We start from the raw sequence: 25,944 nt of genomic DNA, 5'->3' as shown, positions 1-25,944 counted from the left end.
GTGCGGTTGCGCCCCGCCCGCCCGTGCACCTGGCGCATCAGGTCCCGGGCGTGCTCGACACTGAAGACATGCCTTCAGTTCCCCTCGACGGTGACCCCGTGCCCGATGACGGCGCCCTGCCCGCGACCGCGCTCGACGGGCTCGGTGACCGGCCGTTCGGAATGTACGTCCATGTCCCGTTCTGCGTCACCCGCTGCGGCTACTGCGACTTCAACACCTATACCGCCGCCGAGCTGCGTTCGCGGGACGGATCAGTCACGGCCTCCCGCGACACCTATGCCGACCAGGCCATCGGTGAACTCGACCTCGCCCGTAGGGTCCTGGGGGAGCGCGCCACCCCGGTCAGCACCGTTTTCGTGGGCGGCGGTACCCCGACGCTGCTGCCCGTAGAGGACCTCGGCCGTATTCTGGCCGCGATCGACACCCGCTTCGGTCTTGCCCCCGGCGTCGAAGTCACCACCGAAGCCAACCCGGAGACAGTGGACGCCGACTATCTCAAGCGGTTGCGCGACGCCGGGTTCACCCGGGTCTCCTTCGGTATGCAGAGCGCCCGTCCCCACGTGCTCCAGGTGTTGGAGCGCACCCACACCCCCGGACGTCCGCAACAGTGCGTCGACTGGGCACGAGAGGCCGGGTTCGATCATGTCAACCTGGACCTGATCTACGGCACACCAGGGGAGACGGACGCCGACTGGAAGGAGTCGCTGGACGCGGCCGTCGCAGCGCGCCCCGACCACGTCTCCGCCTACTCGCTCATCGTGGAGGAGGGCACCCGGTTGGCTGCCCGGGTGCGCAGGGGTGAGCTCACCCCGCCCGACGACGACGTCATGGCCGATCGCTACCTGATGGCGGACGAGCGACTGACCGCTGCCGGACTGCACTGGTACGAGGTGTCCAACTGGGCGGCCGGCGAAAACGCCCGCAGTGCGCACAACCTGCTCTACTGGACCGGCGGGGACTGGTGGGGGGTCGGTCCGGGAGCGCACAGCCATATCGGGGGCACCCGGTGGTGGAACGTCAAACACCCCGCCGCCTACGCCGCGCGACTGGCGGAGGGGCGAACCCCGGCCCAGGCGCGAGAGGTCCTCAACGAGGACGACCGGCGCTTCGAGCGCATTCTGCTGGAGCTGCGCATCCTCCAGGGCTGCCCTCTCGACCTGCTCGACGACGACGGCAGGGCCGCCGCCGCCCGGGCCGTGGCCGAGGGCCTGCTCGCCGCCTCCGACCATGCGCGGGGACGCGCGGTCCTCACCACCCGCGGACGCCTGCTGGCCGACGCGCTCGTCCGTGATCTGACCTGAACGCGTATGCCCCCGGCCGCTGGAATTCGCCGGGCGGCCGGGGGCATACACGTCGGACGAAAGGGCTGCCTACTTCACCATTCGGATGTTGAACGGGTAGGTGTACATCTCGCCCTTGTTGGCAGCCATGCCGCCCAGGACGCAGAAGATGATGTTGACGACCCAGACCACGAACGGCAGGAAGCCCAGGATGCCGAAAGTGACGGCTCCCAGGATGATGGAGACCACGTTGGCGATCAGCATCACGATCTGGAAATTGAGCGCCTCAAGCGAATGGTGTCGAAGGTAGGGAGACTCATCCTTCTTGACCAGGTAGAACACCAGCGGGCCGAGGAACGACACCAGGATTCCGCTCAGGTGGATCAGCAGACCGAAGGTGTTCTCGTCGCTGCTGCCGGGACGCTGGCCGTATCCGGGCTGCTGGCCGTATGCGGGCTGCTGGCCGTATGCGGGCGGCGGTTGTGGGGCGTCGTAACCGCCGGGGTAGCCCTGCTGGGGAGGCTGCTGGCCGTAGCCGGCGTGCCCCCCGGAAGGCTGGCCGTATCCGGGCTCCCCTCCGGGGGCCTGCCCGTACCCGGGCGGCGGTTGCTGGCCGTAGCCCGACTGCCCCCCGGTGCTGTAGGGGTCTGATCCATGGCCGCCCTGGCCGTCGGGGCCGTTCGGGGGCGGGTAGGCGTTGCTCATGATCGGTCCTCGTCTTCCGTCCCGTGTGGGGTGCGCAGCACGTGGGCGCTTGGACATCGCGGTCGCCACCGCATGGCCCTGGTGGCGATTCTGAACGGCTTTGCGGCGGCCGTCCAGTAAGGCCGTTCGGTGGGTGGCGAACCATTCCTTCACTCGGACGGGTCCGCCACCATCGGGGTTCCCGCTACTTCACCATCCGCAGCGCGACCGGGTAGCGGTACAGCGCACCCTTGTTGGCCGCGAGTGCCGCGAGGACCCCGAAGATGATCGAGACCAGCCAGACGACCATCAGCAGCCCCGATCCGATCGGTGACAGCCCCGGGTTGTAGATGCCCAGCGCGATGAAGACGATCGTGCTGATGATGTAGGGGATCAGCAGGGTCAGCTGGAAGTTCAGGGCCTCTGTCGCGTGGTGGCGTACGAACGGGGAACTGTCCTTCTTCATCAGGAAGACGACCAGAGCCGGCAACCAGCCGGCGCAGGCGATGATCGCCCCGGAGAGGTGCGGGATCATCGCCCAGGTGGTCTCCCCTTGGTGGTCCGCCCCACCCGCAGGTTGCCCGAACTGGTCGGTTCCGCCCTGCTGATAGTCGGTCTGTCCGTAGCCCTGCTGGACGGCCTCCTGTTGGCCGTATCCGGGGTAGCCGCCCGAGGACTGGCCGTATCCGGGTTGCGCGCTCGGCTGAGGGTAACCGGAGGACTGCTCCCCTTGCTGGGGGTAGCCGGGGTACTGCTGCTGTCCGTAGCCCTGCGGGGACGGCTGGCCGTACCCCTGCTGTCCGCCCGAGGGCTGGCCGTATCCGGGCTGGGCGCCTTGTTGGGGGTATCCGGGCTGTTGGCCGTAGCCGGGGTACTGCTGCTGTCCGTAGCCCTGCGGGGACGGCTGGCCGTACCCCTGCTGTCCGCCCGAGGGCTGGCCGTATCCGGGCTGCGCGTCTTGTTGGGGGTATCCGGGCTGTTGGCCGTAGCCGGGGTACTGCTGCTGTCCGTAGCCGGGAGTTCCCCCGGACGGTTGTCCCTGGTTCTCCGGTGGGCCCTGCGGGTACCCGGGCTGCTGGTGGCCGTACCCCTGCTGTCCGCCCGAGGGCTGGCCGTATCCGGGCTGGGCCTGTCCGTACCCGGGTTGGCCGTATCCCGGATGGGGCTGGGCTTGGCCGTACCCCGGCTGCGCACCGGAGGGTTGCGCGTAGCCGGGCTGTCCGCCCGAGGGCTGGCCGTATCCGGGCCGTCCCCCGGAGGACTGCCCGTGTCCGGCCTGCTCGTCGTGCTGTTCCTGACCGTAGCCCTGCTGGCCGCCGCTGTCGGCCTGGCCGCCGGGCTGTTCGCCGTGGGGAGGCGTGCCGTGGTCCGGCTCACGGCCCGGAGGGCCGTCCTGGGGTGGCGGGTAGTTGGGAGGTGTCTCGCTCATGGTTTCCCTTGGCTATGCCGATTGCGGTGGGCCGTAGAACACGCCGGTCCCTGCTCCTGAGCCTATTGCCGGTCCAGGTGGGGGGCAGTGACGAAGTCGATCAATTCTTCGACGCGTCCGAGCAGCTCAGGTTCCAGGTCCGCGTAGGACCGCACCGAACCGAGGATGCGCTGCCACGCTTCGCCCGGCTCCATCCGCCAGCCGAGTGCGTCCAGTACCCCTTCTTTCCAGGGAATCCCCCGAGGAACATCCGGCCAGCGACGAATTCCCACGGTCGCCGGTTTCACCGCGGCCCACACGTCGATGTAGGGGTGCCCCACGACCAGAACGTGCGGGGAGGTCACCTGGCCGGCGATCCGACTCTCTTTCGACCCGTCCACCAGGTGGTCCACCAGTACACCGAGGCGTCGCTGAGGGGCGGGGGAGAACTCCGCCACGACGTCGGGAAGATGGTCCACACCCTCCAGGTATTCCACAACCACGCCCTCCACCCGCAGGTCGTGGCCCCAGATCTTCTCCACGAGGTCCGCGTCGTGGGCGCCCTCCACGTAGATCCGACTCTCCTTGGCCACCCGCGATCTGACGTCACGAACGGCGACGGAACCCGACGCACTGCGCAGCGGGGCGCTGGAGACGGTCGGGGAGGGGCGTACCAGGGTCACCGGCGCACCGTCGATCAGAAAGGCCGCCGGGGCGAGATCGAACACCCGGGTGCGTCCGGCGCGGTCCTCAAGTGTGACGGTCTGCTTGTCCCAGGCGACGATCGCGCCGCAGAAGCCCTCGTCGGCCGATTCCGCGACGAGGCCCCGTTGGGCCGGAACCTCGGGCACACTGCCCTTACGGGGGCGGCGCCAGTCTCCGGCCAGTACGTCGTTGCCGTATTTCGGGGAGTGAGAAGACACGGCCCCGGATTTTAGCGACCTCCCCCGACCGTTTGGGGGTTCCCCCCGGCCCATGGCGTGTTGGCCGGCCGTGTGGGGATCGTCGCCATCGAGCGCTCCCGCCGGCGGGGCTCGGGGCGGCATCGATTCGAGAAAGTCGTCCAGCTGCAAAAATACTGCGGAACTGCCGGGAAGGAGCCCGTTGGGAGGTGCGCCGGGCCGGACCGATTCAGCGCCGTCCGGAGCAGGCTTGCTCTGCGGCGTAGAATTAGCACTTGAGACCACGGAGTGCCAGCAGGAGGTGAGCGCGTGCTTGACGACCGCAAACTCGCGGTGCTGCGTGCCATCGTCGAGGACTACGTGTCCACGAACGAGCCCGTAGGTTCCAAGGCGCTGGTCGACCGGCACAGCCTTGGAGTCTCCCCGGCGACCATTCGCAACGACATGGTGTCCCTCGAAGAGGAGGGCTACATCGCCCAGCCCCACACCAGTGCGGGGCGGGTCCCCACGGACAAGGGTTACCGGCTCTTCGTCGACCGGCTCTCGACCGTCAAGCCGCTGTCCAGGCCGGAGCGGCGTGCGATCGAGACCTTCCTGTCCGGCGCCGTGGACCTCGACGAGATCGTGGCCCGCACGGTTCGCCTGCTCGCCCAGCTGACCCGCCAGGTGGCGGTCGTGCAGTACCCGTCCCTGACGCGGTCCTGCGTCCAACACATCGAACTCGTCCCACTGGGGCCGCAGCGTGTCATGATGGTGCTCATCACCGACACCGGCCGAGTGGATCAGCGTGTCATCGACGGACTGCTGTCGGTCACCGATGAGGCGGTCGAGAACCTGCGCAGCGTGTTGAACCGTGCCCTCATCGGCAAGTGGCTCACCGACGTCCCGCAGACCGTCTCCACGATTCCCGCCCAGATTCCCGCAGACGACCGCCCCCTCGCCCACGCGGTGCTTTCGGTCCTGATGGAGAGCCTGGTCGAGAAGCGCGAGGAGAAGGTCGTTCTCGGTGGTACCGCCAACCTCGCCGCGAAGGGTTTCTCCACCAGTCTTCGCGACGTCCTGGAGGCGCTGGAAGAAAACGTCGTCCTCATCCGTTTGCTGGGTGAGGCGGCCGACCCGTCGATGCTGACAGTACGCATCGGGGCTGAGAACTCACACGAGGGCTTGCACACCACGTCGATCATTTCCGCCGGCTACGGCATCGGTGACCAGCCGCTTGCCAAGCTCGGGGTCGTCGGCCCGACTCGAATGGACTACCCAGGAACGATGGGAGCGGTACGCGCTGTGGCAAGGTACGTCGGTCAGATCTTGGCGGGACAGTAAGTGGCCAGAGACTATTACGAGATCCTCGGTGTCCGCCGAGACGCCTCCCAGGACGAGATCAAGAAGGCATATCGTCGACTCGCGCGTGAGCTGCACCCGGACGTCAACCCCGACCCGGTGACGCAGGAGCGCTTCAAAGAGGTGGCCCAGGCATACGAGGTCCTCTCCAACACCGAGAAACGCCGCATGTTCGACATGGGTGTCGACCCCTTCGCCCCCGCGGGCGGTGGCGGGCCGGGCGGGTTCGGGGGTGGCGCGGGGGGATTCCCCTTCGACGACATCATGAACGCCTTCTTCGGCGGAGGCGGCCAGCAGGCCGGCCGTTCACCGCGTGATCGTGCACGTCGCGGGCGCAGCGTCAAGGTGCGCATCGAACTCGACCTCGCCGAGACCGCCTTCGGCGTCACCAAGGACGTCACCTTCCCCACCGCCATCGTGTGTGACACCTGCCATGGTGAGGGCACCGCCGCGGGCAGTCACCGTGAGACCTGTGACATGTGCGCCGGCCGCGGTGAGGTCTCCCAGGTCACCCGGTCCTTCCTCGGCCAGGTCATGACGACCCGACCGTGTCCGCAGTGCTCCGGCCAGGGCAGCACCATCAAGAACCCCTGTGCCGACTGCGCCGGCGAGGGTCGGGTGCGCGAGCGCGTCACCCGCAAGGTCCAGATTCCCGCGGGCGTCGAGGACGGTACCCAGATCCAGCTCGCCGGCGAGGGCGAGGTCGGCCCCAACGGCGGTCCGCGCGGTGACATCTTCTTGGAGATCGTGCAGCGTCCGCACCCGATCTTCGAGCGGCGCGGGGACGATCTGCACTGCACCGTCACGGTCCCGATGGCGGCGGCCGCCCTCGGAGCGTCACTGACCATCGAGACCCTCGACGGCAACGAGGAGATCGATCTGCGTCCGGGGACCAACTCCGGTCAGGTCATTACCCTGGAGGCGCGCGGATGCAAGCACCTCAACGAGGCGGGCCGCGGTGACCTGCTGATCCACGTCACCGTCGAGACTCCCGGCCGTCTCGACGACGAACAGGAGGCGCTCTTGCGCAAGTTCGCCGAGCTGCGTGGGGAGGACCACCCGCCCGGCAAGTTCAGCCCGGGGCACGGCAACCTCTTCTCCCGTCTGCGCGACGCGTTCGGGGCCCGGTGACACCTCCGGTCTTCCTCACCGAATCGGGTGATCTCGATGGTGACCGGATGGTGCTTGGCGGTCCTGAGGGCCGCCATGCCGCCACCGTGCGCAGGCTCGCCGTCGGCGAGGTGGTCCACCTCGCCGACGGCGCCGGCACCAGAGCGCGCTGCGAGGTCGTCGCGGTCGGAAAGGACACGGTGACCTTTGCTGTTCACGAGCGAACCGTCGAGGCCCCGCCGGCTCCCCGCCTGGTGGTCGTCCAGGCTCTGCCCAAGGGCGACCGCGGTGAACTCGCCGTCGAGGTGATGACCGAAGCCGGCGTCGATGCCGTCGTCCCCTGGGCTGCAGAGCGCTCCATCACCCGGTGGAAGGCCGACCGTGCGGCGAAGTCGTTGGCCAAGTGGCGCTCAGCGGCCCGCTCCGCCGCAAAGCAGGCCCGCCGCAGCCGGGTGCCGAACGTGAGCGAACCGGTTGCCACCCGGGACGTCGTGGAACTGCTGTCCGCTGCCTCGTTGGGAATCGTGCTCCACGAGGAAGGGGCGATTCGATTGTCCGAAGTCGCACTGCCTTCCGCTCCGACGGACGCGACCGAGATCGTGACCGTCGTGGGACCCGAAGGCGGGTTCACCGACTCCGAGCTCGCGGCCTTCGACTCCGCCGGTGCTGTTCGTGCGCTGCTGGGCCCCACGGTCCTGCGCACCTCGACCGCCGGTGTCGCCGCGCTGGCGGTACTCCAGGCACGCTGCGGGCGCTGGTAGCCGCGCGCGTGGGCGCGCCCCCGGACGCTGATCGTCGTGGTCGGGCAGGAGCGGCCACGACGCGCTCCTGCCCGCCGTAGGTCAGGGAGCCGGCTCCTGGCCGCCGTTGCCGGGCAGCAGGGTGGCCGGGGGATCGGCGGGCTCTGAAGTGTCGTCTTCGTCCGGATCGGGCGAGGGGTCGTCCTGGCCCGGATCGGTTCCGGGTGCGGGGTCCTGCGGACCGGTTTCGGTGGGGCGCCCCGGAGCACAGGGCACGCCTGCGCTGTCGCGTCGTGCGCGGTCCTGGAGGGTGGAGGGCGTCGGAGACGGTGTGGGCGTGCAGGTACCGCTCAGCGTCATGGGGCCCTCGACCGTGCCGGGGCTGCTGGAGGGAGACGGGCGGAGGGATTCGCTGGGGGCGGCCGGAGCCGCCTCGGGGTGCGGTCCCGCTCCGTGGCTGGGCTGTCCGGGAGAGGTCTGTGCCTGCAGGGCCGGCGGAAGTTCGGCCTGCTGCGAGTCGGAAGCAGAGACGAACGACTCGGGCAGCACCCGCTCGCGGATCTGTGGGGTACCGAGCAGCACGGAAGAGGCGATCAGCGCGGTGGCCCCGACCGCGACGGCCGGCCTCAGCCACACCAGGCCGCTCCATGAGAACCGGTTGCGCTCGGTCCGGGAACGGATTCGCTCCAGCGCGTCATGGGACGTGCGCGTAGCGTCGGCTTCCGAGTGCAGGACTGCCCGTAGCCGCTCTTCGAAGCGGTCGTCGAAAGGTTCGGTCATGTCGATTGCTCCAGAACCGTGCGGAGCGCGGAGATTCCGCGTGCCGTGTGGCTCTTGACTGCGCCACGACTGATGCCCATGGCGTCGGCGATCTGAGCTTCGGAGAGGTCTCCGTAATAACGCAGAACAATAGCCTCTCGCTGCCGGGTCGGCAGTGTGCGCAATGCCTCGATCACCGCGGCCCGTTCGAGTTCGCCCATGGCACCGTGCTCCGCGCTGGGAGCATCGGGTAGTGCCTTGGGTGCATGTTTCTCCACCACAGCGCGGTGCCGCAGCACCGACCGCGCCTTGTTCACCACGGACTGGCGCAGGTACGACAACGCCTTGTTGGGGTCGCGCAGGCGCCGCCACGCGGTGTGCATGGAAACGAACGCGTCCTGGACGACCTCTTCGGCGGTGGCGACGTCGCGAACGAGCAGCGTCGCCAGTCGGACCAGGGGACGATAGTGGGCCGAGTAGAGCTGGGTCACCGCCTGGTCGGCGTCCCAACTGACCGCCACCGTCGCCGCTGGCGCTCCGGCCACCATGGTTTCAGTCACGTCGGTAGGACGCGTGCCCTTGGCGTCGGGTTTACGAAAGGGCATGTCGTTCTTCTCGCTTGATGGGGATGTCCGCCGCTTGTTCCAGGAGAAGGCGCCCATGACCTCCCTCGACGTCTGGTCGCGTGATGCTGCAAAGGTTCGTCCCGTCTTTGCCGGTACTTCCGAAGCGCTGCGGAGGCCCCGACAGAAGACGCAAAATCCCAGAATAGACCGATGCGGCGGGGTGCTTGTGGCGCAAACGGTCCGATTGCCGGGCGCCGGAACCACGGGAACGAGCCGGCCCCCTGCTGAGGCGTCGACTTCGGTACTCGCCGAGTTCGCCGACTCCGGCATCATGGAGGGCGCGACGAGGGCGTCCGCCCTCAGCGAGAGGAGAAGCCGGTGGCACCGACCGAGTCCGACTGCCTGTTCTGCGGGATCATCGCCGGCCGGATACCGGCCGACGTCGTGGGAGAGAGTGAGCAGACCCTCGCCTTCCGCGACCTCAACCCCCAGGCCCCCACGCACGTGCTGATCGTGCCCCGCCAGCACTACGCCACGGCCGCACAGGCAGGTGCGGCCGACGCCGGCCTGCTCGACGAGATCGCCCGGGTGGCCGGTGAGGTCGCCACGGCGGAGGGGATCGCCGACACCGGATACCGTCTGGTCTTCAACACCGGTCCTGCCGCCGGACAGACCGTCCTGCACGTACACGGGCACCTGCTGGGCGGGCGCGGGCTGGAGTGGCCTCCGGGATAGCGCGCTTCGGGACCCGCGGCACAGGCAAAACCTCTCGGACCGATTCAGTACCGGGTTGATAGAATCCAGTCCTGGCGCGGACGGTCCGAGAGGCCGCCACGGTGCCAAAGATCCCGGATACGGCGACGAAGGGCAGGGGCGAGACGGCCGCAAGGCCACACCATGGTCGAGTCAACGCAATCAAGCACCCAGGTCAAGATCGTCGTGCCGGAGGACCAGATGATGGTCAGCCTGCTCGGGGCCCGCGACGAACTGCTCCGGGTGGTGGAGAACTCCTTCGACAGCGACATCCATGTCCGGGGCAACGAGATCACCATCAGCGGCAGTCCCGAGGACACCGCCCTGGTCGTCCGCCTTGTCGAGGAATTGCTCGAACTCGTCGAGGGCGGCACCCAGGTGACGCCCGAGGCGATCGAGCACGCACTGAGTATGCTGCGTACCCCCGGCGAGGCGGGCGAGCGTCCCGCCGACGTGCTGACGATGAACATCCTCTCGGCGCGCGGACGCACGATCCGGCCCAAGACACTCAACCAGAAGCACTACGTCGACGCCATCGACAAGCACACCGTCGTCTTCGGCATCGGTCCGGCCGGTACCGGCAAGACCTACCTGGCCATGGCCAAAGCGGTGAAGGCATTGCAGGCCAAGGAGGTCAACCGGATCATCTTGACCCGGCCCGCGGTCGAGGCGGGGGAACGGCTGGGCTTCCTGCCCGGCACCCTCTACGAGAAGATCGACCCCTACCTCCGCCCCCTCTACGACGCGCTGCACGACATGCTCGACCCGGACTCGATCCCCAAGCTGATGGCGGCGGGCACCATCGAGGTCGCCCCGCTGGCCTACATGCGCGGACGCACCCTCAACGACGCCTTCATCATCTTGGACGAGGCCCAGAACACCTCGCCGGAACAGATGAAGATGTTCCTGACCCGTCTGGGGTTCGGTTCCAAGATCGTGGTCACCGGTGACGTCACCCAGGTGGACCTTCCCGGTGGGCAGGCCAGTGGACTGGCCACGATCGAGCGTATCCTCGACGGTATCAAGGACATCGGTTTCTGCCGATTGACCAGCAAGGACGTTGTCCGTCACAAGCTGGTCGGCAAGATCGTCGACGCCTACGGCCGCCACGAGGCGCAGCAACAGCAGGAGGCCACGCAGCACAACGGCGCTCGCAACGGCCGCCCGGTCCGCGCCAACAGCCCGGGCGGCGGCAGCGGCCGGAAATAGGCCGCGGCCGCCGCGCGGGGCGGCCCGCGCCGCGCGGATCTTCATGGAATTTCGAGATAAGGCGCTGTAACAGCTATGAGTATTGACGTCGCGAACGAGTCCGGCGTCCCGGCCGACGAAGAGCGACTGTCCCGTCTGGCCCGCTACGTCCTGGACGCGATGCGGGTGCACCCGCTCGCGGAGCTCTCGGTGGTCCTCGTGGACGAGGAGCCGATGACCGACCTGCACGTGCGGTGGATGGACGAACCCGGCCCCACCGATGTCCTGTCCTTCCCCATGGACGAGTTGCGTCCCGGGGGCCCGGGGCGTACCTCCGACCCCGGGGTCCTGGGCGATGTGATCATCTGCCCGCAGGTGGCCGCCCGTCAGGCCGAGAAGGCCGGACACAGTGAGCAGGCCGAGATCGACCTGCTGTGCACCCACGGCATCTTGCACCTGTTGGGCTACGACCACGCCGAACCCGACGAGCACAAAGAGATGTTCGGCCTCCAGGGCGAACTGCTCGCCGCGTGGCGAGAGAGCCTGGAGCAGACGTCGTGAACGGTGCCGCCGAACTCAGCCTTGCCTTCGGCTGCGCCGTCCTGCTCTCCCTGCTGGCGGCCTTCTTCGTCAGTGCCGAGGTCGCCCTCGGGCGTGCCTCACGCATGGGCGTGGCGGAGCTGATCGGCACCGACCGGGGCAGTTCCGGAGCGCGCAGGCTGGAGTCGATCGCCGCTGAACCCGCCCGCCACCTCAACATGGTGTTGTTGCTGCGGGTCTCTTGCGAGGTCCTCGCAGCGCTGTCGCTGGCGGTCGGCTTCATCGACTGGCTCGGGCTGACCTGGCAGGCGATCGCCCTGTCCGCGGGCATCATGATTCTGGTCAACTACGTCATGATCGGTGTCGCGCCCCGGATCCTGGGCCGACAGTTCCCGGCCCAGGTCGCGGTTGCCAGCGCCAACGTCATCTACCCGGTCACCCTCGTGCTGGGGCCGCTCGCCCAACTCCTGGTCTTCCTCGGGCGGGCCTTCACCCCGCGCGGCAAGGGGGACCGCGAGGGCCCCTTCGCCAGCGAGGACGAACTCCGCCACCTGGTGGACCTCGCCGAGCAGGGGCAGGTCATCGACGCCGAAGAGCGGGAGATGATCCATTCGGTCTTCAAGCTCGACGACACCTCGGTGCGCGAGGTAATGGTCCCCCGTCCCGACATCGTCTTCGTCCCTCACGACGCCTCCGCCGAGGATGCGCTCTCCCTGGCGCTGCGCAGCGGGTTCTCCCGCATTCCCGTTGTGGGCGAGAACGAGGACGACGTAGTGGGAATCGTCTATCTCAAGGACGTCGTGTCCCGGCTGCGCGACGAGCGGATCGACGCGTCCGGCCAGGACGAATTCGCGGCCGACCCCGACCGCACGGTCCGCGACGTGATGCGCGAGGCCACCTACGTACCCGACTCCAAACCCGTCGACGAACTCCTGCGCGAGATGCAGCAGAAGCGCATCCACGTCGCCGTTGTCATCGACGAGTACGGCGGTACCGCCGGCCTGGTCACCATCGAGGACATCGTCGAGGAGATCGTCGGCGAGATCACCGACGAGTACGACGACGAGGTCCCGCCCATCGAGCGCCTAGGCGAGGACCGCGCGCGAGTCACCGCCCGCCTGCCCTTGGGCGATCTCGCGCAGTTGTTCGAGGTGGAGATCGACGCCCCCGACATCGAGACCGTGGGCGGCCTGCTCGCCTACGCCCTGGGACGGGTGCCCATCACCGGCTCCCGGGCCGAACTCTCCGGCCTCCGGCTGATCGCCGAGGACCCTTCCGGCCGCCGCAACCAGACCGCGACGATCCTGGTGCAGAAGCTTCCGGTGCCCGCCGACGACTCCGGTCCCGACCGAGTCGACGCCTGACCTGCCTACCCGCCAAGAGAGGCACCCACGTTGAGTGACACCAGCCCCCCCGTCGAGCTCGGCCCCGAAGACGCCAAGCTCGTGACCCTCGCCCGTTCCTCTCGCGCCCGAAACGGCTCCGCCGAGGGCGCGGCGGTGCGCGACGAGACCGGTCGCACCTACGTGGCCACCACCGTCGCACTGCCGTCCCTGGCGTTGACCGCGCTCCAGGCGGCCGTGGCCGCCGCGGTCTCCAGCGGAGCGGAGTCGCTGGAAGCCGCAGTCGTGGTCACCGCGGCCACCGTGCCCTCCGGGGCCGACACCTCGGTTGCAGCCGACCTCAAGGCCGCGACCTTGATCACGGCGGCTCCCGACGGCACGACCACCAGCATTGTTCGAGCCTGAGCACTGCACTCCACCGGCGAGACTGGACAGATGGACGACCTCGATCTTGAGAAGCTGCGCGTGCCGCTGCCGATGCCCACGTACAAGGAGGGTTTCCGCAGCGGCTTCGCCTGCTTCGTCGGCCGGCCCAATGTGGGCAAGTCGACGCTGATGAATGCCCTTGTCGGGCAGAAGGTGGCGATCACCAGCAACCAGCCGCAGACCACGCGGCGTACTGTGCGTGGCATCGTGCACCGCGACGACGCACAGCTGATCATCGTTGACACTCCCGGGCTGCACAAGCCGCGCACGCTGTTGGGCGAGCGCCTGGACAGCCTGGTGCGCTCCACCCTGGTCGAGGTCGATGTGATCGGCTTCTGCATCCCGGCCAACGAGCCGATCGGCAGGGGCGACGCCTACATCGCCCGTGAACTCGCCGCTCAGCGCGACACGCCGGTGGTGGCGATCGTCACCAAGACCGACACCGCCGACCGCAAGCAGATCACCGACCAGCTGCTGGCGGTCTCCCAACTGGGCGAGTGGGCCGATATCGTCCCGGTCTCGGCCAACGGTTCTTTCCAGTTGGACACGGTCACCGACGTGCTGTGCGGCCACCTGCCGCCCGGACCGCCGCTCTACCACGACGGTGACCTCACCGACGAGCCTGACGAAATGCTGGTGGCCGAGCTGATCCGCGAGGCGTCCCTGGACGGTGTGCGCGACGAGCTTCCGCACTCCATCGCCGTTGTGGTCGAGGAGATGGCGATGCGGGCGAACACCCGGCCCGACCATTCGATGATGGACATCTACGCGTCGCTGTACGTAGAGCGCTCCAGCCAGAAGGCCATCGTGATCGGTTCCAAAGGGGCGCGCCTTCGCGATGTGGGGACCCGCGCGCGCAAGCAGATCGAGGCACTCCTGGGCACCAGGGTCTTTCTCGACCTCCGAGTGCGGGTGGCCAAGGACTGGCAGCGCGACCCCAAGCAGTTGCGTCGCCTTGGTTTTGACCAACAGACCTGATCGGTTGCCGGACACGCACCGTCGACGCGTGGGCTCTCCGCGTCGACGGTTGCGCACCGAGGAAGGGGTGCGCACGCCCTGCGGTGCCGCGACCGAACAGTCGGCCGACCGGGGGCTTCTCGGGCAACCGGTAGCCGTGTGGGCGGAGCGGGTGTCATGAGCCGGGCGGTGCGTACCCAGGGTGCGGGCCCCGCCCGACCACCGACAACCGTCGGGAGCTACCCCCGGTGGTTCAGGTCGGCGGCCAGACTGGACGCGATCCGGCGCACGATAGGGGCGGCCCTCTCCACGAAATCCCAGCTCACACGCGACTCCGGGCCGGAGATGGACATCGCCATCATCGCGGGTCCGCCCCGCACCGGAACGGCCAGGCAGCGCACCCCGACCTCCTGTTCCCCGTCGTCCATCGCATAGCCCTGCAACCGGACCCGATCCAGCTCAGCGGCGAAGTCCTCGGTGTTGGTGATGGTCCGGTCGGTAGCAGCTGGCATTCCGGTGCGGCGTACGGTCGCCAGTGCCTCGGCCTCCGGCATTTGAGCCAGCAATGCCTTTCCGACCCCCGCGGAGTGCGGCAGCACGCGCCGTCCCACCTCGGTGAACATGCGCATCGCATGGGGTGAGGGCACTTGCGCGACGTAAATGACCTTGTCGCCGTCGAGCATCGCGAGGTTGGCGGTCTCGCCGAGTTCTTCCACCAGTTGCGCCAGGTGCGGCCGTGCCCAGGTTCCCAGCATCCGCGATGCGCTCTCGCCCAGGCCGATCAGCCGGGGGCCCAACGCGTAACGACGGGAGGGCAGCTGCCGGACGTAACCGTTGCCGACCAGGGTGCGGATGATCCGGTGGATGGTGGGCAACGGCAGGCCGGAGGACTCGGCCAGCTGGCTGAGCGAGATCTCCCCACCGGCATCGGCCATGATCTCCAGCAGGGTGAACGCGCGGTCCAGCGACTGCACACCACCGGTGCGAGTCCGGTTCCCGAGGCCGTCCGCGCGCTCGTCGCCACCGGTGTTCCCGCCCACTGTGTGTGACGTTGCCAAAGGTCCAGCTCCCATCACCGTGACCAGACGGCTGACTGTTGATCGAGTACGGAGTAGCCATTCTGCGATACGGAAAGCTTTACCCGCTAATCCGCGCTCGGGGCAGTGGGGCGAGTACCGTTCGTCCCATGTTTTTGCATGTTCGGCGGTGACTCCGGTGCCGTCGAACCCGACCACGTTTCCCACCGAGTGATTGCCTGAGGTCGATCCCAGGGGTTAATGTCCGCTGTCGAGAAGCGCGGTCGAGTCCTCCCCGGTCCGGTGGCAGGACACGACGAACCGGGAAGGGGTGCATGCGTGCAGGATTCCCAGGTGGGAGAGGTGGAGGCCGGTCTCGGCCTCACCGCTCTCAACGACGCGCTCGACGCCAGGCTCGCGCAAGCCGATGCGCTTCTCCTGCGGGACTACCCGGGGAACGACGGTCGCCGCCAACCCGTCCACACGGTTTACCTTCCCGCCGACCGGGTCGGCGCCGGTGTCGTCGGTCAGTGGGGGGAACAGGCGTTGGCCTCCCTCGAAGAATTCGCCCCCGATCACGCCGCTCTGGCCGCCGCTACCGGGCTGTCCGAGCAGGCCGTCGCCGAGAACCTGCCCAGAGTCGTGGACAAGCTGCGCCGCGAACCGATCGAGGACCTGCGCGTCGACCTGGAGGACGGCTACGGTTCGCGTCCGGACGCGGAGGAGGACGGGCACGTACTCGGCGCTGCCGATGCGCTGTGTGCCGCTCGTGAGGCGGGGGAGGCCCCACCCTACTTCGGTATCCGCATGAAGGGGATGGAGGCGGCCGGGCGCCGCCGGGGGACGCGCAGCCTTGTGCTGTTCACCCAGACGGTCCTGGAGCGAAGCGGAGGCATCCCGGACGGCTTCACCCTCACCCTGCCCAAGATCACCTCGGTGCAGCAGGTGGAGGCCATGGTCTGGGTGGTCGAAGAGGTGGAGAAGCGGCTCGGACTCGCAGAGGGAGTGCTGACCTTCGAATTGCAGATCGAGACGCCCCAGTCCATTCTCGGCCCCGACGGAAGCGCTGCAGTGGCGCTGATGCTGCGCAGCGGCCAGGGGAGGATCAGCGCGCTGCACTACGGGACCTACGACTACAGTGCGGCCTGCGGCGTGACCGCCGCTTTCCAGAGCATGGCGCACCCGGTCGCCGATCACGCCAAAGCCGTCATGCAGCTTGCTGCTGCCGGGACCGGAGTATGGCTGTCGGACGGGTCGACCAACGTCGTTCCCGTGGGCGGTCCCGACCAGGTACACGCTGCCTGGCGCCTGCACGCCCAACTGGTCAGGCGCTCGCTCGAACGCGCCTACTACCAGGGCTGGGATCTGCATCCGCATCAGCTGCCCACACGCTACCTCGCCACGTACGCCTTCTACCGGGAGGCATTCGCACCAGCCGCGGCCCGCCTCAGGGATTACCTCGGCGTGGTCGGCGGTGGGGTCATGGACGAGCCCGCGACCGCGCAGGCGTTGGCTTCGGCTCTGGTCAGAGGGCTGAATTGCGGGGCGCTGGGTGACGACGAGGTGACAGCAGCCACCGGTGTCGGCCGGTCGACGCTGGAAAGCTTCGCCAACCGCAGGGTCGGTTGACCGTTGCGCGTGCGGGGTGATGGAACCGCAGGACCACTCAGCAGTGAGACGAGGGCGAGGATGACCGAGCGATTCGACCTGGTGGTACGTGCCCGGAGGGCGGTCACGCCAGAGGGAGAGCGTGCGGTCGCGGTCGCGACGAACGGCGGGCGCATCGTCGCGATCGACCCGTTCGACACCCCCCATATGGGCACGCGTACCGTCGAGCTCGCGGAGGACGAGGTGTTGCTGCCCGGCCTGGTGGACAGCCACGTGCACGTCAACGAGCCCGGTCGTACCGAATGGGAGGGCTTCTCCAGCGCCACCCGCGCCGCTGCGGCCGGGGGAGTGACCACGATCGTGGACATGCCGCTCAACAGTGTTCCCCCGACGACCACGATCGCCGGGCTCGACGCCAAACACGCCGCGGCCGACGGCCAGATCGCGGTGGACGTCGGTTTCTGGGGCGGTGCGGTCCCGGACAACACCGCACCGGGTCCCCCCGATGCCCTCGTGGCACTGCACGAACGCGGTGTGTACGGTTTCAAGGCGTTTCTGTCGCCTTCGGGTGTCGAGGAGTTCGGACACCTGGACCCCGAGGCGTTGCGGCGTGCAGCAGTCGCGATCGGCGGCTTCGGAGGGCTGCTCATCGTGCATGCGGAGGATCCCCGCGCGCTGGCCGAGGCCCCGCCCGCCACCGGTCGTGATTACGCGGGCTTTGTCGCATCACGTCCGGAAAGTGCGGAAAACAATGCGATCTCCCTGCTCATCGCCACCGCTCGTGCCACGCGCACCCGCTGCCACATCCTGCACCTGTCCAGCGCCGGAGCTCTGCCCCAGATCGCAGCTGCCCGTGCCGAGGGCGTACCTCTCACGGTGGAGACCTGCCCCCACTACCTGACCATCGCAGCCGAGCAGATACCGCCCGGTGCCACCCAGTTCAAGTGCTGCCCGCCGATCCGGGACTCGGCCAACCGCGACGCCCTGTGGGCCGCGCTGGAAAGGGGGGTGATCGACTGTGTGGTCAGCGACCACTCGCCCAGCACACCGGCGTTGAAGGACCTGGACACCGGGGATTTCGGCACCGCCTGGGGAGGGATCGCCGGTCTTCAGGTAGGCCTGCCCGCGGTATGGACCGAAGCGAGCGCGCGAGGGTTTGCCCTGGCAGACGTGGTGCACTGGATGGGCAGGCGCCCTGCCGAGATCGCCGGCGTGGCAGGAAAGGGGCAGATTGCGATCGGCTGCGACGCGGACTTCGCCGTGTTCGCCCCGGATGCCGTTCTGCGGGTGGACGCCGCCCGCCTGCACCACAAGAACCCCATCAGCGCCTACGACGGTCGTGAGCTCAAGGGGGTGATCCGACAGACCTGGTTGCGCGGCGAGCCAGTGGTCCACGGAGTGCGGAGAGGCCGACTGCTGGAGCGCGGACAGCGGGCCTCGCCCGACCGGCGCAAGCGGGTGGGCACTGAAACCGATCTGCCGGGAGCAGGCCCCTCGACCGGCTCCGCCCCGATCGGTGCCACCGAGGACGACACCTGAGTCATGATCGCCACGGCCACCGGGTCGAGTGGTGCGGGCGGTCGGAGTTAGCGTCGAGGGGCGCAACGACGAGAGGAACTCATGGCCACGATCCGCGCCGGGACCCTTGCCGCATCGGTGACTCCCCAATGGTTGCGCGACGTCCTCGTCGGGATGCACGGGCTCGCCGAGAACGTCCGCCTGGACCCCGAGGGGCGCCCGATCCTGCCTCCGCCGGACGCCTTCCCCGACGTTGTAGGAGTCGGTGGACGAACCAGTAGGCCGGGCAGGGGCGCCGGCCGCAGCGGAAGAGCGGGTGGACGTCCGACTCATCGCGGGGGTGCACCTGCGCCCCGGCGCCCGCTACCGCTTTTGTGTGCGCGATGAGGGCGATCACACGACCGAGGCTGCCGAGTCGACAACCGATGTGACGGTGGCCGAGTGGAACCCATCCGCGACAACGGTCCTGACCGCGAGCGGGAACTTCGTCCAGGGCGAAGATGCCTACTCCTTCGACGGCACTCTCAGCACGCACGCCCAAGAGCTGCCGCCCCGTATCCGTGCCACCGGCGAACTGCGCGTGGCCAACGGGGCCCTGGCCTGGCTGCGCGGCGCCTCCGTCACCGCTGGAGCCGACTTCTCCTCCACGGCCAAGGGCACTGCTCCGGTGACGGTCGAGCTCACCCACCGGCTCGTGCGGGCGAAGTTGGCGCTCACCCCGATCAGTACCTCTGAGGGGGTGAGCCGGGTGACGGTACTGGTCATCGTGCGCGGAAGAAGGTGGGCCCGGCCGCTGGTCGCAGTCGGGGCCTGGTGCATGCGCGGCACGATCGCCAGAGAAGTCGACGCGGCGCTGACCGAAGTGGTGAGCACCGTGTGGAATCCCTTGGTCCAGGAGGCCGACCTGCCGGCCGAGCTGGCCCGGGCCGGAGCGCTCCTGGCCGGGGCGGCGCAAAGTGGGGACCACGGCATCGGGGAAGGAGCCGGCTGAGGGGCTTCTGACGGTACGGGACGATTCGTGTACGTCGACCCCTGAGGGCATCGGTTGTGTCCCGGGCCGCTGTAGAGGGCCGCCCGCCCCCGCTCAGATGAAACCGGGGACGCTTTCCCAGACGCGCCCCGCCGAGGGGGCGTCGTCGCGCTCGACGGTGGTCTCGATCTTGCCGTAGGGGCGGTCCGCGGCGAAGAAGACCTCACCGGGATTGTCCATGTCGAAAGCCGAGAGGTCCACCGCGAAGTGGTGCTTGTTGGGGCAGGAGAACCGGATCTCGGCAACCTCCGGGTGGGCCTCCAGCACGGCCCGTCCGATCTCCCAGAGCGTCTGCTGCAGGGCCAGGCTGTGCTGGACGGCGAAGGTTTCCACGATGATCCGCCGGATCGAGTCATGGCTGGCGTCCCAGTCGACGTCGGTGCCGATGTAGCGCCAGCGCGCGGTGACGTCGGTCGCCAGGATCCGGTCGGTGGTCTCGGCCAGTGTGGTGAACTCGGTCCGGGGAAAGCCGTGGAACTCCGAACCGGTCGATTTCAGCACCGTCAGTCCGGTTACCCCTGAGAGCACCGTTTCGGTGGGCCCGTCCTTGACGACAAGGGTGGTGCGGGTTCCGCCGCCGCCGCGCACGAACGAATGGTCGTGTGCGCCGTCCACCGTGGCGATCCGGTCCCAGGGATACTCTTCGATCTCCATACGGGCACCGTGGACGAAGCCGAACCCGTCCACGTGGTAGCGCGCCAGCAGCAGGGCGAACTCCTCGATCGCGCCGAGGGCGTGCTTGCGGGCAAGTCCGTAGACGGTGTTCTTCTGGGTGTCGGTGGCCACGCAGTTGGTGTTGTCGCCGGTTGTGTGCACGGCCGTGAAGTCGCCGCGCAGTTGCGAGGTGACGTTGAGGTCGCGGATGGTGTGTCTGTCGGTGTCGCGGGTGACGCGCACCAGACGCACCTCTGCCTTGCCGTACTGGTTGTCGCCGAGACGGATCGCCATCGTCGGGTGGCTCCTTCAAGGGTAGGGATTCCCGGCCCCGGCTTCATGAGGGCGGGAGGCAAAGGCAGGGCCGGTGGGAGGGGCTCGCGCCTCAGCTGCCCCGATAGGTGGAGAAGGCGAACGGGCTGAGCAGCAGGGGAACGTGGTAGTGCGCGTCCTCCTCGGTGAGCGCGAAAACCACGCTCACCTCGGGATAGAAGCCGTTCTGCCCGGTGGCGGCGAAGTAGAACGCGGTGTCGAAGGTGATCCGGTACATACCGACGGGCAGTCGTTTCGGGCCCAGGGCCGGGATCCGGCCGTCGACGTCGGTGACACCGGAGGCGACCCGGGTCCAGGACGTGCGTTCCGGGGTGCTCGCCGCCTCCAACAGGACCGGCACGTCGACGGCCGGGCGGCCGAGCGCGGAGTCCAGGACGTGCGTGGTGACGTGGCTGGTGGACATCACGGCTCCAGTAGTAGTTTCCGCACGCGCACCAGCGCGATCTTGCGGAATTCCTCGGCGACGACCCGGGTCTCGGCCGCGGGATCGTTGCTCAGGCGGCTGTTCAGGTCGGCGAGCAGTTCGTCGCCTGACCGACCGTTCGCGCAGACCAGGTAGATGTGCCCGAACCGCTCCTCGTAGTCGGTGTTGCCTCGGGAGAGGGAGGCAGCGGTTCTGGCGTCGGCCAGGGACACCCCGGCTTGCTCGGCGCGCGACCACGCGGACTCGGTGTCCGATCCGGCCGCTTTCTCGCCGATGCGCGGGTGTCGCGCGATCGCCGTACCCACCTCTTCGGGAGTGATGGCCGCGGCGTGGCGGTCGGCGGCCGACACCAGTGCGTCGGCGGAGGCGAAGGGCCGCTCGGCCTCCAGCGCGCGCACCCACCGGTCGATGTCGAGGCACGCGGCGAACACCGCGTGGAATTCTTGCGGGTCCAGTGCGTTGAGCCGCTCGACCGCGTGGTCGAGCGCGGTGCCGTCGTCGTGCATGCGTTCTCCAGTCGTGGCCACGGCGGCGGAATCCACCGGCAGCATGCCGCACCTGTTCGATGGCATTTTCGGAGACGTTTCGAGAAGACCGAGCCCGTGCGGGTGCGCGAGCGTTTGAAACCAACGCCATCGCGCGGTCTCACCGTGCAGAAATCCGTGCACGGACTGTAAACCGCGTGGGCCGTGTGCTGTCAATACCCCGGGGAGGCGTCGGAGGGGAAGTCGATGCGCGGCCGAGCGTCGCACCGTCCTGTGGCCGTACGGCAGGGGAGAAGAGTCGGGCGACCGCCGGCGGGACTGGTCGACCGGCCCCGCGTCTTACGTGTAATCGGCGAGGGGCCGGGCCACCTGGGTGTTGGCCGCACCCCAAGTCCTGCCGGCGGTACCCGGCGGCCGGGCCGGGACGGGGCCCGGAGTCGGGCGCTGTCACCGGCGTGGCCGCCAACCCCCTAGCACTGAAGGGTTTGGGTAAATAGTACAGATGGGCACGATGGGGGCGATCGGTGAGTGCGGAGCGTCCCTGTTCCGCTCGCTGGCCGGCCACCTGGTCACATGGGAGGGGCCAGCGCTTTTTCCGCGACCGTGCCCGTTCCACCGCCGCCCTCGGCGAGGAGATGATGGATTCGTGAGTGACCGGGAGTTCCTCCGTTACCCCGACCTTGCTGGTCGAGCCCTCGGAGGTGCCGTCGTCTACGCCAACGACGAGTCCTTTGCCGAGCGTGAGAACCTCATCAAACCCGCTCCGGCGGTACACGATCCCACCGAGTTCGGACACAAGGGCAAGGTCTATGACGGGTGGGAGACCCGGCGCCGCAGAACACCCGGCCACGACTGGGCGATCGTGCGGCTGGGGGTCCCCGGTGTCGTGCACGGCGTGATCGTGGACACCGCTTTCTTCCGGGGCAACTATCCGCCCGAGATCTCGGTGGAGGCGGCCGGATTCGACGGTTATCCGACACCCGAACAGCTCAACACGGCGCAATGGGCCACGATCGTCCCCAGGGCTTTCGTGGAGGGGCACGCCGCCACCCCCTTCACCGTCGACGACCCCCGGCGCTACACCCACGTTCGTTTGAGCATGTACCCCGACGGGGGGATCGCCCGTTTCAGGGTGCACGGCGAGGCGGTCACCGATCCGCGCCTCCTGGTCACCGGAGGGCTCGACCTCGCTTCACTGGAGAACGGCGGACTGGTCACCGCGTGCAGCAACCAGTTCTACGGCTCGCCCAACCAGCTCATCTCGCCGGGGCTGGCCAAAGCCATGGCGGACGGCTGGGAGAACGCACGCCGCCGCGACGGCGGCAACGACTTCGTGGAATTCGCGCTTGCCGGTTCGGGACGGGTCCAGCTCTTGGAGCTGGACACCAGCTACTTCCTCTTCAACGCACCCGGCGCCGCGAAGGTCACCGGGGTCGACGAGACCAGTGCCGACCCGGCCGACCCTGGTTCCTGGTTCACCCTCCTGGAGCGCACCGACCTGAGCCCGGACACACGTCACCGGTTCGCGGTCCACGATGCTCCCCCTGCCACCCGACTGCGCCTGGACGTCTACCCCGATGGAGGGCTCGCCCGGTTCCACGCGATCGGGCAGTTGTCCACCGAGGGAGCCGACGCGTTGTGGCTGCGCTGGTTCAACACCCTGCCCGACGCGCAATTGCTCGTGGCGCTGACGGGTATGGGCGCCACCGAGGACACGATCGAGCGGCTCCGCGCGATCCGGCCCGCTGCCACCCTGGCCGACCTGCCCGTCGAGGTGGTGGCGCTCCTCGGCTGACCCGGGGCCGTTCAGGCCCTGCCCGATCGAGAAACCCACGGTGGAGGCGAGCGGCGGGGGCCCGCCCTGTGCGGCACCACGGATCTGCTAACGTGAGTGCCGTTATGCTGCGCGAGCTGCTCCTTCTTAGCGGCCGCGGCGGGGGCCGATAGGCCGGCTCCCTCGCCGCGGGGCTTCGACCTGTCTTTTGTCGGCCTTTTCCGCGAGACTTCTTGAGGAGCTTTTCATGGTGCCGCAGCAGCAAAACAGTGGTATGCCCTTCCAGCGCTACCAGCCTTTCCCGCCGGTGAATCTGCCCGATCGCACCTGGCCCGACGCCACCATCACCCAGGCCCCGCGCTGGCTCTCCACCGATCTGCGCGACGGCAACCAGGCCCTGATCGAGCCGATGGACGGCCAACGCAAGCACGAGATCTTCGACCTGCTGGTGCGCATGGGGTACAAGGAGATCGAGGTCGGCTTCCCGGCGGCCAGCCAGACCGACTTCGATTTCGTGCGCTCGCTGATCGAGGGCGACCGCATCCCCGACGACGTGCAGATCTCCGTTCTGACGCAGGCCCGCGAGGAACTGATCGAGCGGACCGTGCAGAGCCTGGTCGGTGCGAAGCGCGCCACCGTGCACCTGTACAACGCCACCGCCCCGGAATTTCGGCGCGTGGTGTTCAATGTGGACCGCGACCAGTGCAAGGGCATCGCGGTCGAGGGCACTCGTCACGTCCTGAAGTTCGCCGAGCAGTATCTGGGCGACACCGAGTACTTCGGCTACGAGTACTCGCCCGAGATCTTCATCGACACCGAACTGGACTTCGTGGTCGAGGTCTGCGAAGCGGTCATGGACGTCTACCAGCCGGGTCCGGGCCGCGAGATCATCCTGAACCTGCCGGCGACGGTCGAGCGCGCCACACCCAACGTCTATGCCGACCAGATCGAATGGATGAGCCGCACCCTGTCCCGGCGCGAGTACGTATGCGTCTCGGTGCACCCCCACAACGACCGCGGCACGGGGGTGGCATCGGCCGAGCTGGCAGTCATGGCCGGCGCGGACCGGGTGGAGGGCTGCCTGTTCGGGCACGGTGAGCGTACCGGCAACGTCTGCCTGGTCACGCTCGGCATGAACCTGTACAGCCAGGGGGTCGACCCCCAGATCGACTTCTCCGACATCGACGAGATCCGCCGGATCGTCGAGCACTGCACCCAGCTGCCCGTCGCCCCTCGCCACCCCTACGGCGGGGACCTGGTCTACACCGCTTTCTCCGGCTCGCACCAGGACGCGATCAAGAAGGGACTGGTCGCGCTGGAGAAAGACGCGGCGGCGGCGGGAGTCCCCGTCGCCGAGTACCCGTGGAAGGTGCCCTACCTGCCCATCGACCCCAAGGAGGTCGGCCGCAACTACGAGGCCGTCATCCGGGTCAACAGCCAGTCCGGCAAGGGCGGTGTCTCCTACATCCTCCAGCGCGACCACGCCGTCGACCTGCCGCGTCGGCTGCAGATCGAGTTCTCCCGGGTCGTCCAGGAGTTCACCGACGTCGAAGGCGGTGAATTCAACGGCGCACGGATCTGGGAGATCTTCTCCGACACCTACCTGGCCGACAACGGCCCCCTGGGCGTCGTGGCGCACCGTTCGCAGACCGCGACCGACGGCGAATACCGCATCAGCGCCGACGTCAAGGTCCGCGGGGAGATCCGTGAGGTGTCCGGAACCGGAAACGGTCCCATTTCGGCCTTCGTGGACGCTCTGTCCGCCGTAGGGGTGCAGGTCCGGGTCGTGGACTACAGCGAGCACGCCATGAGCGCAGGCGGGGACGCGCGTGCTGCCGCCTACGTCGAGGCGGAGGTGGACGGTCAGACGTTCTGGGGAGTGGGCATCAACAGCAGCATCACCACTGCTTCGCTGAAGGCAGTGTGCAGCGCGGTCAACCGCGCGCATCACTGACCGGGAACAACGGCGAAGGCCGGCGGGTCGGGAGGACACTCCCGGCCCGCCGGCCTTCGTACTACCTGTCGTCTTGACGGGTGAGGGCGAGGGCCCTCGGCTACTCGCGACCGAAGAGCTGCGTCCAGGCCCCGTTCGCCTCGCCGACCCCCAACGCCTTGTTGTCGCAATTGAGGATGTTGGCCCGGTGCCCCGGGCTGTTCATCCAGGCGTCCATCACCTGTTCGGCGCTGCGCTGGCCCTTGGCCACGTTCTCGCCGGACCAGGAGTCGTAGCCCTGCGCGCTGGCGCGGTCACCAGGGGAGCTGCCGTTCCGGCCGGTGTGCGACATGTAGTCGTGGCGGTCCATGTCCTCGCTGTGCAGCTGGGCGGCCGAGACCAGGCGGTTGTCCACACGGACCGCTGAGCACCCGGCGTTGGAGCGCTCGGAGTTCACGATGTCGAACACCTGGGAGCTCAGCGTGTTCATGCTGCCGGTGTCCCCGCCCCGCGGAGTGTCGCCGCCGGAGTTCCCCCCGCCACCGCCCCCGCCGGAGCCGCCACCGGAGTTTCCACCGCCGCCTCCGCTGTTGCCGCCCGAGCCCGAACCGCCTCCGCCGTTGGAACCTTCGTCCCCGTCGGATTCGGGGCTCTCGGGTTGTGCACTGGCCTCGACCTCGACGCCGGCCACCTGGTCGGCGGAGGTGTCCCTGCTGGGGCGTGCGGTGGGAGGGCCGGAGGGGCGGGTGCCCGACTGGGCGAAGAAGTCCGTCGGTGCGACCGCGCTGTCATCGGGCAGCATCGCCGAGCCGGGAGCCTGCGCGAGAGGGTCGGACCTCTCGGGCGACATCGAGCTGAGTACCAGCGCGGCGGCCAGCCCCGTGCCCACCGGAACCGCCAGCAGCGCCCCGATCAGTGGGCCGCGCCAGGGCTTGACAGCACCGCTCCTGCGGCGGGGGCGACCGCTGTTGCGCCGTCGGCCCGACCGGGATCTTCGGCGATGGTGATCGTCTCGCGGCATCCGTCGAAACCCCGTTTCGTTGAAGTCGAATGTCCCGTTGGCGGGTGATGCTAGACCAAATCGCGGTAAAAGTGTTATCTCGGGAGAGTTTGCCCTTGTGGAGAGGCTGATGGGAGGCCGTTTGCGTCGAGTGGCCGTGGCATCGGCGAGA

Annotated in this window: 25 protein-coding genes; 15 read left to right on the top strand and 10 right to left on the bottom strand. The window is 68.5% G+C overall.

The window, feature by feature from the left end:
• Positions 1-68 precede the first annotated feature (68 nt).
• The gene (gene hemW / locus QSJ59_RS03625; RefSeq protein ID WP_285757235.1) at positions 69-1,301 is read left to right on the top strand and encodes a radical SAM family heme chaperone HemW; all 1,233 of its coding nucleotides are present in this window, start codon (positions 69-71) and stop codon (positions 1,299-1,301) included.
• 69 nt (positions 1,302-1,370) lie between these two features.
• Here hemW and QSJ59_RS03620 read toward each other — a convergent pair whose 3' ends face one another.
• The 3 genes from QSJ59_RS03620 to QSJ59_RS03610 form a co-directional block, all read right to left on the bottom strand.
• Complete coding sequence (locus QSJ59_RS03620; RefSeq protein WP_285757234.1) at positions 1,371-1,985, bottom strand: magnetosome magnetite crystal formation protein family; 615 nt, start codon at positions 1,983-1,985, stop codon at positions 1,371-1,373.
• A 184-nt stretch (positions 1,986-2,169) separates the two neighbouring features.
• On the bottom strand, positions 2,170-3,393 hold the full coding sequence (locus QSJ59_RS03615; protein ID WP_285757233.1) for a DUF4870 domain-containing protein: 1,224 nt from the start codon (positions 3,391-3,393) through the stop codon (positions 2,170-2,172).
• A 62-nt stretch (positions 3,394-3,455) separates the two neighbouring features.
• The gene (locus QSJ59_RS03610; RefSeq protein ID WP_285757232.1) at positions 3,456-4,295 is read right to left on the bottom strand and encodes a DUF3097 domain-containing protein; all 840 of its coding nucleotides are present in this window, start codon (positions 4,293-4,295) and stop codon (positions 3,456-3,458) included.
• A 288-nt stretch (positions 4,296-4,583) separates the two neighbouring features.
• Between QSJ59_RS03610 and hrcA the strand changes: the two genes are divergently transcribed.
• The 3 genes from hrcA to QSJ59_RS03595 are packed head-to-tail and all read left to right on the top strand — an operon-like array spanning position 4,584 to position 7,486.
• On the top strand, positions 4,584-5,597 hold the full coding sequence (hrcA, locus tag QSJ59_RS03605; RefSeq protein WP_285757231.1) for a heat-inducible transcriptional repressor HrcA: 1,014 nt from the start codon (positions 4,584-4,586) through the stop codon (positions 5,595-5,597).
• Entirely contained in the window at positions 5,598-6,746 is a 1,149-nt protein-coding gene (gene dnaJ / locus QSJ59_RS03600) for a molecular chaperone DnaJ (protein WP_285757230.1), read from the top strand. It begins immediately after the preceding gene.
• The gene (locus tag QSJ59_RS03595; RefSeq protein WP_285757229.1) at positions 6,743-7,486 is read left to right on the top strand and encodes a 16S rRNA (uracil(1498)-N(3))-methyltransferase; all 744 of its coding nucleotides are present in this window, start codon (positions 6,743-6,745) and stop codon (positions 7,484-7,486) included. Before dnaJ ends, QSJ59_RS03595 begins: the two co-directional genes overlap by 4 nt.
• 81 nt (positions 7,487-7,567) lie before the next feature.
• Here QSJ59_RS03595 and QSJ59_RS03590 read toward each other — a convergent pair whose 3' ends face one another.
• A complete protein-coding gene (locus tag QSJ59_RS03590) occupies positions 7,568-8,245 on the bottom strand; it encodes a hypothetical protein (RefSeq protein WP_285757228.1) in 678 nt (225 codons plus the stop codon).
• Positions 8,242-8,772, bottom strand: coding sequence for a SigE family RNA polymerase sigma factor (locus QSJ59_RS03585; RefSeq protein WP_285757885.1), 531 nt, complete (start codon positions 8,770-8,772; stop codon positions 8,242-8,244). Before QSJ59_RS03585 ends, QSJ59_RS03590 begins: the two co-directional genes overlap by 4 nt.
• 396 nt (positions 8,773-9,168) lie before the next feature.
• On the opposite strand from QSJ59_RS03585, the gene QSJ59_RS03580 reads away from it, so the two are divergent.
• The 6 genes from QSJ59_RS03580 to era all read left to right on the top strand — a co-directional run bounded on the left by QSJ59_RS03580 (position 9,169) and on the right by era (position 14,018).
• A complete protein-coding gene (locus tag QSJ59_RS03580) occupies positions 9,169-9,525 on the top strand; it encodes a histidine triad nucleotide-binding protein (protein WP_285757227.1) in 357 nt (118 codons plus the stop codon).
• A 162-nt stretch (positions 9,526-9,687) separates the two neighbouring features.
• Entirely contained in the window at positions 9,688-10,752 is a 1,065-nt protein-coding gene (locus QSJ59_RS03575; protein ID WP_285757226.1) for a PhoH family protein, read from the top strand.
• A gap of 75 nt (positions 10,753-10,827) precedes the next feature.
• Positions 10,828-11,292, top strand: coding sequence for an rRNA maturation RNase YbeY (ybeY, locus tag QSJ59_RS03570; RefSeq protein ID WP_285757225.1), 465 nt, complete (start codon positions 10,828-10,830; stop codon positions 11,290-11,292).
• Positions 11,289-12,635 carry a hemolysin family protein gene (locus tag QSJ59_RS03565; RefSeq protein ID WP_285757224.1) on the top strand — a complete coding sequence of 449 codons (1,347 nt, stop codon included), beginning with the start codon at positions 11,289-11,291 and terminating at the stop codon, positions 12,633-12,635. Before ybeY ends, QSJ59_RS03565 begins: the two co-directional genes overlap by 4 nt.
• Positions 12,636-12,665: 30 nt before the next feature.
• Positions 12,666-13,019: a cytidine deaminase gene (locus tag QSJ59_RS03560; protein ID WP_285757223.1), complete on the top strand. Its 354-nt coding sequence runs from the start codon at positions 12,666-12,668 to the stop codon at positions 13,017-13,019.
• Between the two features lie 30 nt (positions 13,020-13,049).
• Complete coding sequence (gene era / locus QSJ59_RS03555) at positions 13,050-14,018, top strand: GTPase Era (protein ID WP_285757222.1); 969 nt, start codon at positions 13,050-13,052, stop codon at positions 14,016-14,018.
• 218 nt (positions 14,019-14,236) lie between these two features.
• On the opposite strand, the gene QSJ59_RS03550 is transcribed toward era, so the two are convergent.
• Entirely contained in the window at positions 14,237-14,971 is a 735-nt protein-coding gene (locus QSJ59_RS03550) for an IclR family transcriptional regulator (protein ID WP_432707433.1), read from the bottom strand.
• Between the two features lie 381 nt (positions 14,972-15,352).
• Between QSJ59_RS03550 and QSJ59_RS03545 the strand changes: the two genes are divergently transcribed.
• The 3 genes from QSJ59_RS03545 (at position 15,353) to QSJ59_RS03535 (ending at position 19,130) form a co-directional block, all read left to right on the top strand.
• Positions 15,353-16,642 carry a DUF6986 family protein gene (locus tag QSJ59_RS03545; RefSeq protein ID WP_432707413.1) on the top strand — a complete coding sequence of 430 codons (1,290 nt, stop codon included), beginning with the start codon at positions 15,353-15,355 and terminating at the stop codon, positions 16,640-16,642.
• Positions 16,643-16,702: 60 nt separating this feature from the next.
• Positions 16,703-18,160, top strand: coding sequence for an allantoinase AllB (gene allB, locus QSJ59_RS03540; RefSeq protein WP_285757221.1), 1,458 nt, complete (start codon positions 16,703-16,705; stop codon positions 18,158-18,160).
• A gap of 244 nt (positions 18,161-18,404) precedes the next feature.
• Positions 18,405-19,130: a hypothetical protein gene (locus tag QSJ59_RS03535; RefSeq protein ID WP_285757220.1), complete on the top strand. Its 726-nt coding sequence runs from the start codon at positions 18,405-18,407 to the stop codon at positions 19,128-19,130.
• 93 nt (positions 19,131-19,223) lie between these two features.
• On the opposite strand, the gene pucL is transcribed toward QSJ59_RS03535, so the two are convergent.
• From pucL to uraD, 3 genes are all read right to left on the bottom strand, one after another.
• Entirely contained in the window at positions 19,224-20,117 is an 894-nt protein-coding gene (gene pucL / locus QSJ59_RS03530; protein ID WP_285757219.1) for a factor-independent urate hydroxylase, read from the bottom strand.
• A gap of 91 nt (positions 20,118-20,208) precedes the next feature.
• The gene (uraH, locus tag QSJ59_RS03525) at positions 20,209-20,559 is read right to left on the bottom strand and encodes a hydroxyisourate hydrolase (protein WP_285757218.1); all 351 of its coding nucleotides are present in this window, start codon (positions 20,557-20,559) and stop codon (positions 20,209-20,211) included.
• Positions 20,559-21,086: a 2-oxo-4-hydroxy-4-carboxy-5-ureidoimidazoline decarboxylase gene (uraD, locus tag QSJ59_RS03520; RefSeq protein ID WP_285757882.1), complete on the bottom strand. Its 528-nt coding sequence runs from the start codon at positions 21,084-21,086 to the stop codon at positions 20,559-20,561. The genes uraH and uraD overlap by 1 nt, the downstream gene beginning before the upstream one ends.
• Before the next feature lie 625 nt (positions 21,087-21,711).
• On the opposite strand from uraD, the gene alc reads away from it, so the two are divergent.
• On the top strand, positions 21,712-22,860 hold the full coding sequence (gene alc / locus QSJ59_RS03515; protein ID WP_285757217.1) for an allantoicase: 1,149 nt from the start codon (positions 21,712-21,714) through the stop codon (positions 22,858-22,860).
• Between the two features lie 226 nt (positions 22,861-23,086).
• Positions 23,087-24,793 carry a 2-isopropylmalate synthase gene (leuA, locus tag QSJ59_RS03510; RefSeq protein ID WP_285757216.1) on the top strand — a complete coding sequence of 569 codons (1,707 nt, stop codon included), beginning with the start codon at positions 23,087-23,089 and terminating at the stop codon, positions 24,791-24,793.
• A gap of 100 nt (positions 24,794-24,893) precedes the next feature.
• Here the strand turns inward: leuA and QSJ59_RS03505 are convergent, their stop codons facing one another.
• Positions 24,894-25,793: a CAP domain-containing protein gene (locus QSJ59_RS03505; protein WP_285757215.1), complete on the bottom strand. Its 900-nt coding sequence runs from the start codon at positions 25,791-25,793 to the stop codon at positions 24,894-24,896.
• Positions 25,794-25,944: the final 151 nt, after the last annotated feature.

The organism is Nocardiopsis ansamitocini (assembly GCF_030268225.1).
GTDB lineage: Bacteria > Actinomycetota > Actinomycetes > Streptosporangiales > Streptosporangiaceae > Nocardiopsis_D > Nocardiopsis_D ansamitocini.
This window is presented reverse-complemented; position numbering and strand designations above follow the sequence as displayed.